Genomic DNA, 15,973 nt, shown 5'->3' on the forward strand with positions numbered 1-15,973 from the left:
GCGCCTAAATCGCCAGGTCGACGAACCGGGACAGGTGCAGTTGGCTGGCGACGGTGACGGTATCGGTGGCACCGTTACGGTGCTTGGCGACGATGAAGTCGGCCTCCCCGGCACGGGGCGACTCCTTGTCGTAGTAGTCGTCACGATGTAGCAGGAGCACGACGTCGGCATCCTGTTCCAGCGAACCACTTTCACGCAGGTCGCTGAGTTGTGGTCGACGGTCGGTGCGCTGCTCGGGGCCACGGTTGAGCTGTGCTACGGCGATGATGGGGCATTCGACCTCCTTGGCCAGCAGCTTGAGGCCACGGGAAATCTCCGATACCTCCTGCTGGCGCGACTCCACTTGTTTGGGGGACGTCATGAGCTGAAGATAGTCGACGACCATCATTTTGAGGTCGTTCTTCTGTTTGAGACGCCGAGCCTTGGCCCGGATCTCCATGAGCGTCATCGAGGCGGTGTCGTCGATGAACAGCGGCGACTCACTGATTTCTCCCATGCGTCGGACCAGGCGGGTCCAGTCGTCGTCTTCCAAACTTCCGTCGCGCAAGACGTGCATGGGAACTCGGGTTTCGGCCGACAGCAGGCGCATGACGATCTCGAATTTGCTCATTTCCAGACTGAACAGGGCCGAGCTCATACGGTGATGCAGGGAGGCGTGACGCAGGAAGTCCATCGCCACGGTCGACTTACCGAGACCGGGGCGACCGGCCACGATGATCAGCTGGCCGGGTTGGATTCCCGAGAGCAGTTTGTCGAGATCGGTGAAACCGGTGGGAATACCGGTGATGAGACCTTGATTGTCTCCAATGGTCTCGATTTCGTCCAAGGTCGGCTGCAGAAGATCCTGCAGCATGGAAAAGTCTTCACTTTTGCGGCGGTCGGTGACGTCGTAGACGGCCTGCTGCGAAAGGTCGACCAGGTCGTCGACGTCGCGCCCGCCCTTGCCGCCGCCGTATCCGAACTGCACGATCTTGGTGCCCGCTTCGATGAGGCGACGCAGCACGGCCTTCTCGTGCACGATCCGGGCGTAATAGCCGGCGTTGGCGGCGGTGGGAACGGCGTCGAGGAGGTCGTGGAGGTACGGCCCGCCGCCGATCTTGTTCAAGTCGCCCGAATCGGCCAGCGCGGCGGCAATGGTGATGGCGTCGGCGGGCTCGCCGTCGGCGTACTTGTCGCAGATGGCGTCGTAGATCAGGGCGTGGCTGGGCTTGTAGAAGTCGACGGTCTTGATGATTTCGATGACGTCGGCGATGGCGTCCTTGGACAGCAGCATTCCGCCGAGCACACTCTGTTCGGCGGCGATGTCCTGTGGTGGGGTACGCTCATAGCCCCCTGGCCCGGCGGCGTCGGGCGGTCCGGAACCGTACGGGTCGTCCGGGGGCGGCCCGAACTGGGAATGGAGGTTACCGGTGGTCAGGTCGGTCAACGGTAGCTCCTTGGTGGTTCAGGTCGGTCAAGTCGTCGGTGGCGGTGTCACGCTGCCGTCGCGAAGCGGGAGCCGGTTTCCGTCGTGGAACGGTCCCGCGCCATCGTTCAATGTAACGCCACGAATGCGGACGGTGCGGCGAGACGGGGTCGATTGGCGTTCGGGTCACTGCCGGAAGCCGGGCCGTTCACCCATGTCGATGCGGAGGGCGCGGCAGAACGGGGACGCGTCCCAGGTGTCGATCGCCCGGTGACGTTCCGCCGGCACGTCCGGTCCATTCGACGCTAGAGGGGAAATCGAGCGGTGGCAAGTTCGACGCGACACGAACTGTGGATAACCTGTGGATAACTGGCCCCAACCTGTGGAAAAGGTGTGGACAACTCTGGTTTCACTTTTGTGATTTAATCGTGTGAACAGCTATTTTACTGTCTACAGGCTGTGGATAAAAAATATTTGTCACGAATTTCCCGATCGAGCGAGGGGGCTGACGGTGCGAGGCGGCAGAACGGCCGACGGCGACGATGAGCGGGCGGAGGCACGAGAGCCCCGCACACCTCAGTCCGATCTGGACCGTCCGGGTGAGCGCGCCTACTGGCCGACACTCATGGTGACCTTGCTGTGGTACGTCTCCGGCTTGGTGGTCTACGCCCTCTGGGTGGTATTCGCCCCGGTGGAACGCAGCCTGTGCCCCGAATCGGGGTGTTCCTTCGGAGCGCGGGTATGGGAAGCGGCGAGTGAATCCTGGGCATGGGTGGCCTCGGCACTCACGGCATCGTTTCTGCTGGCGGTGCTGTTGCGGCTCCCTAAATCGGGCTGGAGGGCCGGAGTGGCCGGAAGCGCGGCCGCGATTCTGGGGGCCGGTTTGGTCACCGTCATTCTGCGCACCGCCGGTTGGGACTACTGACGACAACGAGGCCGCGGCGGACTTGACCGCCACGGCCCCGAATATCACTATGTCGGATTAACTCTTCGCACCGACCAGCTCGTCGGCCGGTGGTTCGGCCTCCGCCTGTGAATCGTCCTCGTCAGCGGCGAAGGACGGCACCTCGTCGAGCGGCTGCGGCGGTGCGTTGAACACCGTCCGGTCGAGCATGTCCTCGGACTTGGCCACGACGACCGGAACGACCATCTGACCGGCCACGTTGGTCGCGGTACGGATCATGTCCAGGATCGGGTCGATCGCCAGGAGGAGACCGACACCTTCCAACGGCAGACCCAGCGTGCTGAGCGTCAACGTCAGCATGACCGTCGCACCGGTGAGACCGGCGGTGGCGGCCGAACCGATCACCGACACGAAGGCGATGAGTACGTAATCGGCCACACCCAACGGCATGCCGTACACCTCAGCGATGAAGATCGCGGCGATGGCCGGGTAGATGGCGGCGCAACCGTCCATCTTGGTGGTGGCACCGAACGGCGAGGCGAAGGCCGCGTAATTGCGGTTCACACCCATGCGTTCGGTGACGGTGCGCTGCGCCAACGGCATGGTTCCTACCGAAGAACGGGAGGCAAAGGCCAGCTGGAGAGCGGGCCAGGCCTTGCGCAGCCAGGTAAGGGGTGATACCTTCGCGAAGCCGCGCAGCACGATCGGGTAGATGACCAGCAGAACGATGAAGCAGCCGATGTAGATCGACGCGCTGAACTTCGCCAAGGGAGCCAAGAGGTCCCAGCCGTAGGAGTAGACGGCCCGCCCGATCAGACCGGCGGTACCGATGGGGGCGAGGCGGATGATCCACCACAGGGCCTTCTGCGTGATCTCCAGCAATGACGTGTTGAAGGAGAAGAACGCCTCGGCCTTGTCGCCGACCTTCACGGCGGCGGCACCGATGATGATCGCGAGGAAGACGATCTGGAGGACATTGACCTCGGCGAACGCCTCAACGATGTTGCTGGGAACGATACCGGTCAGGAAGTCCAACCAGGAACCGCTGGAATCCGGCGCTCCCTCATTGTCGATGGCCGACAGATGCACCCCGTCACCCGGGTTGACCACCAACCCGAGGGTGATCCCCACGCCGACGGCAATGAGCGCCGTCGCCATGAACCACAGCAGGGTCTTTCCCACCAGGCGACCGGCGTTGGTGAGATTGCGCAGATTCCCCACGGCGGCCACGATCGCGGTGAACACCAGAAGCGGAACGATCAGGAACAGAAGCTGGACGAACAGACCGCCCACGGTGATGAGACTTTCGCCCAGCCAGCCGACGGCCCACTGCCGAGCGACCCAGCCCAGGGCCAGACCGGCGAACAGACCGATGAACAGCTGCACTGAAAACGGTATGGATTTCAAAAACTTCAACGTGAATCCTCAAACTGTGTTTTTCGCGCAGCCCGACAATGCCGACCGCGTAGGTCGGGCCGGACGCGCGATGCCGAGGTGCCCCAACGGCGGCGGTGACCACCGTGCGACGCTCGGTCGGGCAAGGTACGGATGAACCAAAAGCTCGACGGTCACCGCACACGTCGGGTAAGGACGTATACGGAGACGACGACAAATACGTGTCGAGCGGGGAAGAAGTCCGCCGGAAACCGACGGGCGTTAAAGAATCGCGAGCGAACACAGGCGGGTGGACACGTGGCCGAAATCCAAGTATCGGCGGCGTGTCAGCCATTTGTTCGTTGCGATAAAAGACATCGCCCTCGACGGTACTGCCGTGCCATGCGAGCGGCAACGGTTTGTGAGATAGTGCGCTCACCCGCCGAAGTGGGAATACACCGACTCATTCTCACATCGCTAACCTCGGAGTGGTGAACAGATCCGACAGCTTTCGTCTTTCCGACGTACTGCGCGACACGCCGGTACGGGCGCTCGCTGCCGTCAGCCTCGGTGGAGTCGGCGGGGCCCTGGCACGGTATGGACTCACCCGCGCGTTTCCGAGCGCTCCCGATCAGTTCGACCTGGGAATTTTTCTGGCCAACGCCGTGGGTGGCTTCCTCATCGGTGTGGTCATGGTCGTGGCCGTCGAACTGAAACCGGGCGGGGCTTATCTGCGTCCGTTCGTAGGGGTCGGCTTCCTCGGCGGATTCACCTCCTTTTCGGCTTACATCCTCGACATCGGTGCCGCCGTGGACTCCGGCGAGCGCGGTCTGGCATTGCTGTTCGCGTTTGTGAGTCTCGCGGTCGCCTTGAGCGCCGCCGCCGGCGGCATGTATCTCACGCGGCGTTGGGATGAGCGGCGTTCGCGCAGGAGGACGTCGTGCTGACCGTTCTCGCCGTCGCGTTGGGCGGGGCTCTCGGCGCTCCCGCCCGTTTCCTCACCGACCGGATCGCCGCGCACCTGTGGGGACGTGGTTTGCCGTGGGGCACGTTTATCGTGAACGTCGTGGGCACGTTTCTGGCCGTTATGGCCGCCGTGTTGATCAGCGATCCCTTTCTCTACCGTTTCGTGGCCGTCGGATTCTGTGGAGCGCTGACCACTTATTCCACGCTCTCGTACGAGACGCTCATGCTGGCCGAATCGGGTAGGTGGCATGTCGCGCTCGGCAATGTGGCGGCGAATCTGTGCGGGGGTCTGGCCGCCGGTTGGCTGGCCTTCGCTGTGGCGCACGCCGTCTAGCCACCCGCTTCGGTTCCGGCGCGCGAGTCCTCACCAGTGGGAAACCGTTCGTGGATCCGGTCGATGGCGCGTAATGTAGAGGACGTTATTACCTAAGTCCGGTACGGTCGGCGGCGACCTGCCGGGTACGGCTCTTACGTCTTGTGGCCTAAGGAGGTTACCGCGTGTCCGGAACAACGCTTGACGATTACACCGGTCGGTATGCAGCCAGGGTCCACGGGATGGCACAGAGCGAAATCCGGGCCCTGTTTTCCGTGGCCAATCGCCCGGAAGTGGTCTCCCTCGCGGGCGGTAATCCGTACACCGCCGCCCTGCCGTTCGACGACCTGGAGGAGATGTTCTCCCGGCTTCTTCACGATTCGGGACCCAAGTCGTTCATGTACTGCCCGGGTCAGGGCGACCCCAGACTACGGGAAGCCATTGCGGACGTCTTGGAACTGACCGGTATTCGGGCCTCGGCCGACGACCTCGTCCTGACCACCGGAGCTCAGCAGGGGCTCGACCTGCTGGCCCGCACGTTCCTCGATCCCGGCGACATCGTCCTCGCCGAAGGCCCCACCTACGTCGGAGCGCTCGGAGTCTTTCAGGCGGCGCAGGCCGACGTACGCCACCTGCCCATGGACGCCCAGGGCCTCATTCCCGCCGGGCTGGAAGAAGCACTACGGAAGCTGGAGACTCAAGGGCGGGAGGCCAAGTTCCTCTACACCGTGCCCACTTACCAGAATCCCGCCGGGGTGACGCTCTCCGAGGAGCGTCGTGACGAAATCCTGACCATCGCCGAACGTTACGGCCTGCTGGTCATCGAGGACGACCCCTATTCCATGATCACCTTCGAAGACGAACCTCCCAAGCCGTTGCGCGCCCGGGTGGAGCGTGGCGTGATCTATCTGGGGACGGTTTCGAAGATCTTCGCCGCCGGGCTTCGTCTGGGCTGGGTTTTGGCTCCACCGGCGGTACGCGACAAACTCCTGCTGGCGGTGGAGGCGTCCATTTTGTGCCCACCGGCGTTGACGCAGGAGGCCACCCGTCGTTTTCTCACCGAAATGGAATGGCAGCAGCAGGTCAAGGTCTTCACCACGCTCTACCAGGAGCGGCGCGACGCCTTGCTGGGAGCCCTGAGCGACTACATGCCTCAGGGCACGTCGTGGACGCGACCCGAGGGCGGCATGTTCGTGTGGCTGGACCTGCCCGCGGGCTTGGATTCCAAGGCCATGCTGCCGCGCGCCCTGTCCGAACGGGTAGCCTACGTTCCGGGAACGGGATTCTATTCCGACGGCGACGGAGCCGCGCATATGCGATTGAACTTTTCGTTCCCCACCAGCGACGAGATCCGTGAGGGCGTCCGCCGACTCGGGGGAGTCATCTCCGACGAACGTCGGCTGCGTGACGCGTTCACGGCAGACACCGAGTGACCCGCAGGAGAAGCACATTGACCACAGCTGGAACCCAGAGCCCGGAACGGGACGAGTCCGGAACGGCGGTCGTATTGGCCGGAGGCATGTCGTATGAGCACGACATCTCCATGCGGTCCGGCCGCCGTGCCGCCGACGCCCTCTACGACCACGGCTGGCACGTGCGGCTACTGGATTCGGACCGTCACCTCCTGGAATCGCTCGACAGCGAGCGTCCCGACGTGATCGTGCCGCTGCTGCACGGCGCCGCCGGTGAGGACGGTGCGCTGCGCGCGGTTCTGGAGACCATGGGGTTGCCGTACGTGGGTTCCACCTCGGTGGCGGCACGCCGGTCTTGGAACAAGGCGAACGCCAAGGACTACCTGCACGCCGCGAAAGTCCCGGTGGCCCACTCGGTCACCCTGCATCGACAGGTGTTCTCGGACTTGGGGACTCCACGACTCCTCGACTCTCTGGTGGAATCGGTGGGGCTTCCGCTGGTGGTGAAACCCGCCGCCGGTGGTTCGTCCATGGGGGTCAATTACGTGTCGAGCGCCGAAGAACTCCCCACCGCACTCATGTCCACCTACTCCTACGGCGACGAAGCGATGGTGGAGGCGTTCCTGTCGGGTAAGGACGTCGCCGTCACCGTCATCGACTTCGGCGACGGCCCGCGCGCCTTGCCCGCCGTGGAGGCCGAACCGCTGTCGGGGACGTTCGACTTCACCGCCCGCTACAACCCGGGCGCGACCCGCTGGCACGTTCCCGCTCGCCTGGACGCCGACACCGAGCGCCGCGTCGGCGAGATCGCGGTGAAGGCCCATCAAGCCTTGGGGCTACGGGATTTCTCCCGCGTCGATATCATCGTCGACCCGCAGGGCGAGATCACCGTGCTGGAGGCCAATATCGCTCCGGGAATGACCGAGACGTCGCTGACGCCCATGGCGATAGCCGCCGCCGACATGGACTTCGGAACCACCTTGGCGAGCCTGCTGGACAAATCCGTCACCCGGCGAGCCTGACTAAGAACAAGCGAACGGCGCTGGACGATCGTCCAGCGCCGACGCGTGAAACGGCAACGTTGAGGTGGTTAATCGTCGACACGAGTGTCGACCGGCTGGGCGTATTCCCAATTCAGATCCTCGACCGGCATCGGGACGGTGACGTCGTCGCCGAACGGCGCGGACGCACCGATGTGAGGGGACGTAATTTCCCCGACTTCCAGGTGACCTGTCTGCACGACCCGGCTTTTACCACCCGGGACGGTCTTAGGGAGCTTGTCGTTCGTCATGCCCCTACTATATCTGGGAGGCGGCGCGCCCGTGTCCGCAGTTCAGCCGACTATTGCCGCGCTCGCTCCGCGCGTGGGTCACCGGTAACGTGCGGGATCGGCCAGGAGTTCGTTCATCGCTCCCGAACGGAAACCCTGTGGATCGACCGTCACCGACGTGAAGCCGACGACGCTGTCCAACACGTCCGGTCGGGTTTCCAACTCGCTCACCAGTTCCGCGTCGATCTCCACGCGTGCGGAGTCGTCACCCATGTCGCGAACCCGAAGGTTGCGCACCGGGATATCGTGTCGGCGCAGGGCGTCCCGCAGGTCGGCCTCCGCCTGTCCCACGCGAGCCAGATGACTCGGAGTGATCTCGATGCCGTAGGCGATACGACTCGACAGGCACGCGGCGGCGGGTTTATCCCACGTGCGTAGACCCCACTCGCGAGACTGGGCGCGCACCTCGTCCTTGGTCAACTCCGCGTCGGCCAAGGGAATGAGCGCACCCGCGTTGACTCCGGCCCGAATCCCGGGACGAAACCCGGCCACGGTGTCGTCGGCATTGGTGCCGGTGGCGATATGAGCGAAACCCTCCGATTCCGCCAACGGCCCCAGGACGCTCATCAATTCGGTCTTACAGAAGAAACACCGGTCCCCCGCATTACGCCGGTAGCCTTCCCGCTGCAGCTCATTGGTCTCGGGTAGGTAATGCCGGACGCCCAACTCGGCGGCGAAGTCCCGCGCGGCGGCCACTTCCGCCTCCGGAAGCGACGGCGAGAGCGCTGTTGCGGCCGCGACGCGCCGACTCCCCAGAGCTTTGGTGGCGGCGGCCAGAAGAAAAGCGGAATCCGCTCCGCCGGAGAACGCGACCAAGAGGGAATCGAGGCTCGCGAGCCTACTGAGCAGTTGATCGACTTTGACGGTGCCCTTCATGATCCCCAGCCTACGTCAACGACTCGTATTTCCCCTCGCGGCCAGAACCCGGAGCGCAGCGAACTAATCCAACTCGTGCGCCACGGCACGCAAGACCTCGGCGATCTTGGCCGACACCTTCTTATCCGGGCGACGCCCCCGCGCCAAAGTCGGCATGACCTGAGTTTCCAGTACCCCCACCATGTCCTGCAACATACTGTTGAGCTCCTCAGGAGTATGTTTGGGCTGCAACTCAGCGGGCTTCAACGGTGACTGTTCCAGAACATGGACGCCCATCGCCTGGGCCCCTTTACGGGTGTCGATGATGCTGAACTCGACCTTTTGCCCCTTGACGATTTCCTGCAATCCGTCGGCAAGCGAATCACGGTGAACGAATACGTCCTTGCCGCCGTCATCCTGGGTAAGGAAACCGAAACCCTTTTCGGCGTCAAACCACTTCACTCGACCAGTTGGCACGGCAGAACCTCGTAATCCTTTGTCTCGACGGTCACTAAACAAGTACTACATTAGGTTAGCGCGTCCGCAACCCACAGCACCAGTGGACCATCGGTCATCCGTGGACCGCTTGTCGCCGCGAGACGATACGAACCGTCGACTCTCCCGAGCCCAGCGGCCTACGACTCCTCCAGGTCCGCGTTCAAACGCTCGATATCGGACTCTTCGGCGTCCATGGTCGCGAGCAGTCGCCGCACCGCCACACGACCCGACCGTCCGAGATCGTGAGAAAAATCGTTCACGTACAGCGCGATGTGCTGTCGACACACCTCGGCGTCCATCTCCTGCGCGTGGCGGGCAATGTAATCGGCGCTCGCGTCCGGGTGCGCGCGGGCGTACTCGAGTGAACGACGTATCGCCTTCACCACCGGACGATGATCCAGTGACCGACGCATGACGATCGCCCCCAAAGGAATCGGCACTCCGGTATTGGACTCCCACCATTCGCCCAAATCCAGCACCTTCGCCAAATCCCAGCGATGGTACGTAAACCGCGCCTCATGAATCACCAAACCCGCGTCGAACTCACCCGCCGCGAGCCGAGGCATGATCTCGTCGAAACCGACCACCGTCACCGAGTCCCAACGATGTCCCACCTCCGACGCCCACATGTTCTGCAAGGCATAAGCCGTGGAATACAGCGACGGCACCGCCAAACGACCACCCGTGGCCGCCGCGTCGTCGCCCCGCCGCAGCAGCAAAGGGCCACAATCATGACCCAAGGCGCCCCCGGCCGGCAAAAGCCGCCACTCGGAACCCAAACGCGGCAGATTACCGTACGACACCTTCATAACGTCCCAAGCGTCGTCACGGCGCTCCGGATCATTCGTGACATCGATGTCGGCGAAGTCGACCGCGACCTCAGGGCCGTCCACCAAGCCATGCGTCCACGCGTGGAAAAGAAACGTGTCATTGGGACACGGCGAATGAGCGAAACGCAGAGTCACAGCCGACGCACCGCCTCGGTCAACCGCCCGAACGCCTGCTTCCAATTCCAATTCGCCACATCGCGGTCGCCCACGTAATTGGAGACCGTGCGAATCTCGGCGAACGACACCCCATGCTGCCGTGCGGCCGTAGCGGCCCCGAAACCCTCCATCGCCTCGGCCAAGGCCTTAGGAAAACGATTGGTCAACAACTGAGCCTTATCACCCGTGCCGGTAATCGACGTCAAAGTGAGAAGATCACCCCGCCAACCCTCGACGTCGCGCGTCAACGCCGGATCGGCCGACACCTCGATCGACCCGAAACCCAGGTCGTCCAGCGGCTGGAACTGATCGGCCAGATCCACCCCCAAATCGGCCGCGATGGAACGATCGGCGATCACCACATCGCCCACCTCGGCGCGCCCCGCGAATGCACCACAGACCCCGGCGTTGACGACGGCGTCGTAACGACCGCTCGCGAGCGCCGTGGCGGTCCCGGCCGCGGCAGCCGCCGGTCCAACCCCGACGGTGATCACCCGGTGGGCTGAACCCTCGGACAATCCCGCCCGGACCGCATCGGCCTCGGCGTCCACCGCACATACGATTAGCGTTTGCATCCCTGCAAACTAACGCACTGTGTAGCGGACATATGGTCTGGGCGTATCTAACACCGGGCAAGTCACTACGCGGTAGTGAGAGTGACCTATGCTTGGAGACGTGCCAGAGAGCTCTTCAACCATTGTTCGAAACCGCAAGCGCCGCCCCCGCCTCGACAAGATTCTGGCGGAAGCGGTGGACCGCGCTCGCGAAGCGGCCGAAGAGGCCGGGGAGGGCGTCGGCGCTCACCTTGAGGCCGTCGCCGAGGACGACCGTGTTGTCACCCACTACTTCGAGACCACCCTCGCCGGGTATCGAGGTTGGTGCTGGTCGGTCGTGACGACCCGTGCGCCGCGCTCCCGGAACGTGACCGTCTCCGAAGTGGCCCTGTTGCCGGGTTCGGACGCCCTGCAGGCGCCCGAATGGGTTCCGTGGCTGCATCGGCTCGACGAGGGCGAGGTCGGCGTCGGTGAGATACTTCCCACCTCCGACGAAGACGCTCGTCTCATGCCCGCCTATCAGCTGTCCGACGACTTCGCGGTCGAGGACATCGCCTTCGAACTCGGCGTCGGTCGGGAACGGGTGATGAATCGCGACGGCCGTATCGATACCGCACAGCGTTGGTACGAAGGCGACCACGGCCCCTACTCTCCGGTCGCCGAGGCGGCCCCGCGCGACGCGCGGTGTGGAACGTGTGGCTTCTTTCTGCCGTTGGCCGGTTCGATGCGTCTTGCGTTCGGAGCCTGCGCGAACATGTATTCGAAGGAAGACGGCAAGGTCGTGTCCGCCGATCACGGCTGTGGGGCGCACTCGCAGGTCGGGGAATTCGTCGACACGTCGCCGCGCGGGGTGTTTCAGTCCGAGACTGTGTTTAACGACGCCGAGTCGGAGGAACTGTGACGCTCCGCCTCTCTCGCTTGGCGTACTCGGCGATCGCGGAAGAACATGGTGGTGGTGCCGAGGATGCCGAGCGCGATGCCGATCGCGGCGCAGACGGCCCACCAGCCGCGACCGTCCGCTTCGAGTGAATCCCGGTAGACGACCGTGAGGAGGAACGCCACGATCCATACGCATGTGCCGAGGGCGAATATGGGCATCATGGCGATCCGCAGCGGCTCGGTGCCTCTCTTTTCGGGGTACCGTGCGGGAACGAAGGTCGGAGTGAGTAGCTCCTCTTCGGTGGGTTCGGAACCGTTGTTCGGCTGCTCGCGGTTGGCTGGCACGCCGATAAATGTATCGTACCGACGGCGACACGGCAATCGCCCGAACCGAACAGGTGCTTTACCTCGCCGCGGTGACCGGGACGGGTGGTACGGATTCGGCGGAAACCGCCGTTTGAGATTAATTCAATGCGTTACGGGCTAAAAAGTATCGAATGTACTTCATGCTTGTGGCCTGAAGACGGTACAGTTTGAGGTGCGGAACCAGACTATTCGACCAGACGGGAAACGTTCGAGGCCGTGAGGCAGGACAGTTTCGAGCGAGTGTGTAGAAGCGTTTGATCTGCCACCGGAATCGGCGAACTCGGGCGATGGACCTGGACGACGTCCAGTGCCGTCGCTTCGACAATAGACGTTCTCACGTAAGGGTGCCAACGACAGGGACGAGGTGACGGGCATGAGACCAGTGAGGTTCGTAGCCCTCTCGGATGATGGCCAAGCACTTGTGCTCGCGGATGAGCTGGGCAGGCTATTGGCCCTTCCACTCGACGAACGTGTTCAGTCAACAATTGACATTAGCCAATCCGATACCGGAGACCCCAAGATCATGGTCAAAGACGACGGCAATAAATCCAGTACGCCGCGTCATGCTTTGAACCTGTCGCCCCGCGATATTCAGACGCGGATCAGATCCGGTGAATCGGCCGACGACATCGCCACGTCCGCATCGGTTCCAGTGGATCGCGTCCTGCGATACGCGGGTCCGGTCCTCCAAGAACGAGCCATGCTGGCGCAATCGGCTCGGCGAGCCCATCTCAACACTTCGGGCGAAAACGAACGCATGTCCACTGTGGTGGATGCGAAGCTCGCACAGCACGGCGTCGACCCCGAAACCGTCTCCTGGGACGCCTGGCGACTCGAAGACGGCTCCTGGATGGTGCAGGCGGCCTGGTCGTCCGGAAAGACCACCGCCCATGCCTGCTGGCAGTTGGATCGCACCCGTCGCAGCGTGCGGCCCGACGACGAAATGGCGCAGTTCCTGTCCAGCCAGACACCACAGCCGCGCCTGACCACGAACATGACCTCCGGCCCGGCCGTGGGACGGAAGGACCACGCCAACGCCGACCAGCCCACACGCGATCCCATGCACGGAGTCAGCCGTCAAGCCGGTCTGTCCGGAAGCAACGGGTCCACTGTGGAAGTGCCGGCGGTGGACGACACCGAAGCGCCCGCCCGGACCACACGCGAACCCGCCGCCGTGAGCTCGGCAGGGCTCGACGAACCCCTGGTTGGACGCTCAGCGTCCGGCGACGGAGGATCGTCACCAGCGCCCACCGGCGACCACCTGCACCGCGACCGTCTCAAGGAAGTGCTGGAGCGTCCCTTCGAGCCGGAGATGACAGACTCACGCTCATCACGATCGGGACCCACCGGGCTACCCGGATCCACCACCGGAAGCGAAGAGCGCGAAAGCCCGGAAGTACCGTCGCTGGCGCTCCTGCGCCCCGGCGACCACAAGAACGAACGTACCGGCGGATCCGGAGACGACCCGCTCATGGCCGCCTCGGGCGGGCGCTCACGAAGCGAACTACCAGCATGGGACGACGTCCTTTTTGGTGGTAAGTAGTGACCGCTCAGGCGCTGCACAGCACGTTGCCTAGCGGCGTTCTCAGAACCCCACTATTCAACGCACTGTGCAGCGCCTGAGCTCCTCTCCAGCTCTACCGCTTCTGCGCTTCGCTCGAAGCTCGCCAGTTGATTTATCCCGGGGGATGGCTTGGTGGTTGAGCTCTTTTGGGAAAACGGGTAGCTCTACCGCCGCGTCGCACTTTCAGTGCTTGCGGCTCGCCGATGGGGAGCATTTTGACGATTGGGTCGACGCCGTATTAGCGTCGACCTTTTTGTGTTTGCGGCGTATTGATTACGGTGGGTGTCTAATGGTGTCCACAGTGTTTATGAATGCGGTGACTTTAAGCTCATAGGGTAGCTAGCCGGGCGGCAAGTAAATAGACTTGAACTCGATATGTCGCCCAAATTTACGCAACAATTGCACCAGACCTTCCGTGCCTTGAGCGTCCCGGAATATCGGATTTACGCCGCTGGCCAGGTGGGCGGCACCCTCAGTTTTTGGTTGCAGACGACCACCCTGTCGTGGTTGGTGCTGCTTCTGTCCGGTGATTCCGGTTTGGCGCTTGGCGGAACGCTCGCCCTGCAGTTCGGCCCGATGCTTCTGTTCGGGTTGCACGGTGGACGCATCGCCGACGCCTTCGACAAGCGCCGAATTCTCATGTTCTCCTCGATGGGGCAAGCGACGATCACCGCGTGTCTGTCGGTCATCGTTCTGAGCGGCCACGCTGAAATCTGGCATGTGTACCTTGCCGTCTTCATTTCGGGCTGCATCGCCACCATTGAAGGTCCGACCAGGCAATCGTTCTTCTCCGAACTGGTGGACCGGGACATGCTCCCCAACGCGATTTCCCTGGGTTCGGCGATCTTCAACCTGTCGCGTATCTGCGGTCCGTCCATTGCCGGGCTTCTGATCGCGCTGACGTCGACCGGGACGGTTCTCAGCTTGACCGCGGTCGTCTTCCTGACTCCGGCGGTCGCCAACTATATTCTGACGCACCGTACCTTGAAAAACCAGGTCGTACCGAGCAGGGACAACGCCATTCTTCCGGCTTTGCGATTTGTGAAAGAACGGCGCGATATTCTGGCCGTTATCGTCATGGTCGCCTTTATCGGTGGGTTTGCCTTCAACTTCCCCGTCACCCTGTCCATGTTGTCCAAGACGGAGTTCAACACGGACGCCGACGCCTTCGGGTTGCTTCTGACGAGCCTGTCGGTCGGTGCCTTGGTAGGAGCGTTGGTGAGTGGACGTCGCTACGGGCGTCCTACCGCCTATACCGTCATCTGGTCGGGTCTGGCCCTGGGAGTCGGTACCACGGCGGCCGGGTTTGCCCCGAACATGCTGTACGCGGCTATTCTCTTGGTTCCCACCGGTTTCGCCATGGTCTACTTTGCCCAGGCAGCGAATCAGCGGATTCAGATGGGCGTGGGCGGTGCCATGCGCGGTCGTGTCATGTCGGTCTACATGCTGGTCTTCCTGGGTTCCACCCCGATTTGCGCCCCGATCGTCGGGGTCGCCTCCGATATCGCGGGCGGTCGCGCCGGATTGTGGCTCGGTGGCGGCATCACCATCGCTACCGCGCTGGCCGGACTCGCGGCAAAGGTGATTCGACCTCGACCGGTGGAAAAGGACGAAGTCCAGAAGGTTCCCGCGAGCGCCTGACCGGTGGGCGACGATGCTTCCACCCACCGGTTTCGTCCATGGCCTTAAGATCTTAGGCCGTTTCGAAGTACTCGGCGTATACGGCTTCCTCGTCGGGGCAGAAAATCGCACCGGTGTAGGTCAACAATGACGCGTCTCCTGTGGAGAGCCCGTATTCCTCCGAGATCCATTTTTGGTAATCCAAAAGGGAGTTTCCCTCGTTGAGAGCGAGGCATGACCCTGCCGCCAGCTCGGCCGCCGAGGGGTCCTTTCGTTCGGGTAGATCGTCGTCGTCGAACTGTTCGTGGTCGTCGAATCGCGTGATTTCCGCATTGAATTCTTCGACGATGGATTCGTCCGCCAAGAGGGAACCGACTTTGGAGACGTCGAATTCCGGCTGGGGCGTTTCGCTGTCGTGGTTGGTGGGAGCTGGAACCGAGGTGCTTTCGGACGCTGTGGGTTCCGTGGCGGCGGAACCGCTTTCCGTTCCGCATGCGGCCATGGCCGCGAGAGCCGCCGGGATGGTCAGGGAGGTTAGTATTCGGTTCGTTTTTGAAGTCATACTGTGAAGGCCCCTAGGCGCCGTGGTTCGTGGTCGCCTGTCGCTGTTTTCAGATGGGAGCATCGCACTTGGACCGTCAGCGGATTGGTTGAGACGCGAGTCGTCGTGCGGTCGATGCGTCCTCACAGTAACAAGGACGTGCCACACCACATGGAGCACGCATATTAAGTATGATGCCTATCTATGTGGGAATGGGGTTCTCTGAATCGCCGCAGCATACGGGAGTCGCGGCGCTAAAATCGCTTGCGACGGTGACGTACAATCGAAAGTTCTTGCCCCGTAAGGACTGTGTTCACGGTGGGTTTCACTCGAATACGGGGGATCGTGTGGACGTTGAAAAGGGCCGTTCCGTGGAACGACCCTGAGCGTATTCGATTGTGGTGAA

17 protein-coding genes are annotated in these 15,973 nt (G+C 62.8%); 8 read left to right on the forward strand and 9 right to left on the reverse strand.

Annotated elements, in window-relative coordinates; genetic code table 11:
* Nucleotides 1-4: 4 nt before the first annotated feature.
* Nucleotides 5-1,426, reverse strand: a complete 1,422-nt coding sequence (gene dnaB / locus HALAL_RS0106510; protein WP_029767503.1) for a replicative DNA helicase — start codon at nt 1,424-1,426, stop codon at nt 5-7.
* Nucleotides 1,427-1,916: 490 nt separating this feature from the next.
* On the opposite strand from dnaB, the gene HALAL_RS0106525 reads away from it, so the two are divergent.
* Entirely contained in the window at nt 1,917-2,330 is a 414-nt protein-coding gene (locus HALAL_RS0106525) for a hypothetical protein (RefSeq protein WP_025273230.1), read from the forward strand.
* Between the two features lie 57 nt (nt 2,331-2,387).
* On the opposite strand, the gene HALAL_RS0106530 is transcribed toward HALAL_RS0106525, so the two are convergent.
* Nucleotides 2,388-3,716, reverse strand: coding sequence for a cation:dicarboxylate symporter family transporter (locus HALAL_RS0106530; RefSeq protein WP_025273231.1), 1,329 nt, complete (start codon nt 3,714-3,716; stop codon nt 2,388-2,390).
* Between the two features lie 458 nt (nt 3,717-4,174).
* Between HALAL_RS0106530 and HALAL_RS16660 the strand changes: the two genes are divergently transcribed.
* The 4 genes from HALAL_RS16660 to HALAL_RS0106550 all read left to right on the forward strand — a co-directional run bounded on the left by HALAL_RS16660 (nt 4,175) and on the right by HALAL_RS0106550 (nt 7,396).
* Nucleotides 4,175-4,630, forward strand: a complete 456-nt coding sequence (locus HALAL_RS16660; RefSeq protein ID WP_025273232.1) for a fluoride efflux transporter FluC — start codon at nt 4,175-4,177, stop codon at nt 4,628-4,630.
* On the forward strand, nt 4,624-4,983 hold the full coding sequence (locus tag HALAL_RS0106540) for a fluoride efflux transporter FluC (RefSeq protein ID WP_211240441.1): 360 nt from the start codon (nt 4,624-4,626) through the stop codon (nt 4,981-4,983). Before HALAL_RS16660 ends, HALAL_RS0106540 begins: the two co-directional genes overlap by 7 nt.
* 164 nt (nt 4,984-5,147) lie before the next feature.
* Nucleotides 5,148-6,395: an aminotransferase-like domain-containing protein gene (locus HALAL_RS0106545; protein WP_025273234.1), complete on the forward strand. Its 1,248-nt coding sequence runs from the start codon at nt 5,148-5,150 to the stop codon at nt 6,393-6,395.
* 17 nt (nt 6,396-6,412) lie between these two features.
* Nucleotides 6,413-7,396, forward strand: coding sequence for a D-alanine--D-alanine ligase family protein (locus HALAL_RS0106550; protein WP_025273235.1), 984 nt, complete (start codon nt 6,413-6,415; stop codon nt 7,394-7,396).
* Nucleotides 7,397-7,464: 68 nt separating this feature from the next.
* Here the strand turns inward: HALAL_RS0106550 and HALAL_RS0106555 are convergent, their stop codons facing one another.
* From HALAL_RS0106555 to HALAL_RS0106575, 5 genes are all read right to left on the reverse strand, one after another.
* Nucleotides 7,465-7,665, reverse strand: coding sequence for a hypothetical protein (locus tag HALAL_RS0106555; RefSeq protein WP_025273236.1), 201 nt, complete (start codon nt 7,663-7,665; stop codon nt 7,465-7,467).
* 78 nt (nt 7,666-7,743) lie between these two features.
* Complete coding sequence (gene larE / locus HALAL_RS0106560; RefSeq protein ID WP_025273237.1) at nt 7,744-8,580, reverse strand: ATP-dependent sacrificial sulfur transferase LarE; 837 nt, start codon at nt 8,578-8,580, stop codon at nt 7,744-7,746.
* A gap of 63 nt (nt 8,581-8,643) precedes the next feature.
* Nucleotides 8,644-9,036, reverse strand: coding sequence for a cold-shock protein (locus HALAL_RS19180; protein WP_051462789.1), 393 nt, complete (start codon nt 9,034-9,036; stop codon nt 8,644-8,646).
* Nucleotides 9,037-9,194: 158 nt separating this feature from the next.
* Nucleotides 9,195-10,022, reverse strand: a complete 828-nt coding sequence (locus HALAL_RS0106570) for a 1,4-dihydroxy-6-naphtoate synthase (RefSeq protein WP_245598049.1) — start codon at nt 10,020-10,022, stop codon at nt 9,195-9,197.
* Nucleotides 10,019-10,618 carry a futalosine hydrolase gene (locus HALAL_RS0106575; protein ID WP_025273240.1) on the reverse strand — a complete coding sequence of 200 codons (600 nt, stop codon included), beginning with the start codon at nt 10,616-10,618 and terminating at the stop codon, nt 10,019-10,021. The genes HALAL_RS0106570 and HALAL_RS0106575 overlap by 4 nt, the downstream gene beginning before the upstream one ends.
* Nucleotides 10,619-10,718: 100 nt before the next feature.
* Here HALAL_RS0106575 and HALAL_RS0106580 point away from each other — a divergent pair, with 100 nt between their 5' ends.
* Nucleotides 10,719-11,498 (forward strand): DUF3027 domain-containing protein, encoded by a 780-nt coding sequence (locus HALAL_RS0106580; RefSeq protein WP_211240442.1) that lies wholly within the window; start codon nt 10,719-10,721, stop codon nt 11,496-11,498.
* Here the strand turns inward: HALAL_RS0106580 and HALAL_RS18500 are convergent.
* Nucleotides 11,453-11,821, reverse strand: a complete 369-nt coding sequence (locus HALAL_RS18500) for a DUF2530 domain-containing protein (protein WP_156937639.1) — start codon at nt 11,819-11,821, stop codon at nt 11,453-11,455. The genes HALAL_RS0106580 and HALAL_RS18500 overlap by 46 nt on opposite strands.
* A gap of 394 nt (nt 11,822-12,215) precedes the next feature.
* Between HALAL_RS18500 and sepH the strand changes: the two genes are divergently transcribed.
* Both sepH and HALAL_RS0106600 read left to right on the forward strand, forming a co-directional pair.
* Complete coding sequence (sepH, locus tag HALAL_RS0106595; protein WP_025273241.1) at nt 12,216-13,385, forward strand: septation protein SepH; 1,170 nt, start codon at nt 12,216-12,218, stop codon at nt 13,383-13,385.
* A gap of 396 nt (nt 13,386-13,781) precedes the next feature.
* Nucleotides 13,782-15,047, forward strand: a complete 1,266-nt coding sequence (locus HALAL_RS0106600) for an MFS transporter (RefSeq protein ID WP_025273242.1) — start codon at nt 13,782-13,784, stop codon at nt 15,045-15,047.
* A gap of 52 nt (nt 15,048-15,099) precedes the next feature.
* Here HALAL_RS0106600 and HALAL_RS0106605 read toward each other — a convergent pair whose 3' ends face one another.
* The gene (locus HALAL_RS0106605) at nt 15,100-15,588 is read right to left on the reverse strand and encodes a hypothetical protein (RefSeq protein WP_025273243.1); all 489 of its coding nucleotides are present in this window, start codon (nt 15,586-15,588) and stop codon (nt 15,100-15,102) included.
* Nucleotides 15,589-15,973: the final 385 nt, after the last annotated feature.

Origin of the sequence: Haloglycomyces albus DSM 45210 (genome assembly GCF_000527155.1) — a bacterium.
Classification (GTDB): domain Bacteria; phylum Actinomycetota; class Actinomycetes; order Mycobacteriales; family Micromonosporaceae; genus Haloglycomyces; species Haloglycomyces albus.

Coding starts and splice junctions, on each gene's coding strand:
- HALAL_RS0106555 (WP_025273236.1), bottom strand. CDS start 7,665: ATGACGAACGACAAGCTCCCTAAGACCGTCCCGGGTGGTAAAAGCCGG.
- larE (WP_025273237.1), bottom strand. CDS start 8,580: ATGAAGGGCACCGTCAAAGTCGATCAACTGCTCAGTAGGCTCGCGAGC.
- HALAL_RS0106575 (WP_025273240.1), bottom strand. CDS start 10,618: ATGCAAACGCTAATCGTATGTGCGGTGGACGCCGAGGCCGATGCGGTC.
- sepH (WP_025273241.1), top strand. CDS start 12,216: ATGAGACCAGTGAGGTTCGTAGCCCTCTCGGATGATGGCCAAGCACTT.
- HALAL_RS0106600 (WP_025273242.1), top strand. CDS start 13,782: ATGTCGCCCAAATTTACGCAACAATTGCACCAGACCTTCCGTGCCTTG.
- HALAL_RS0106605 (WP_025273243.1), bottom strand. CDS start 15,588: ATGACTTCAAAAACGAACCGAATACTAACCTCCCTGACCATCCCGGCG.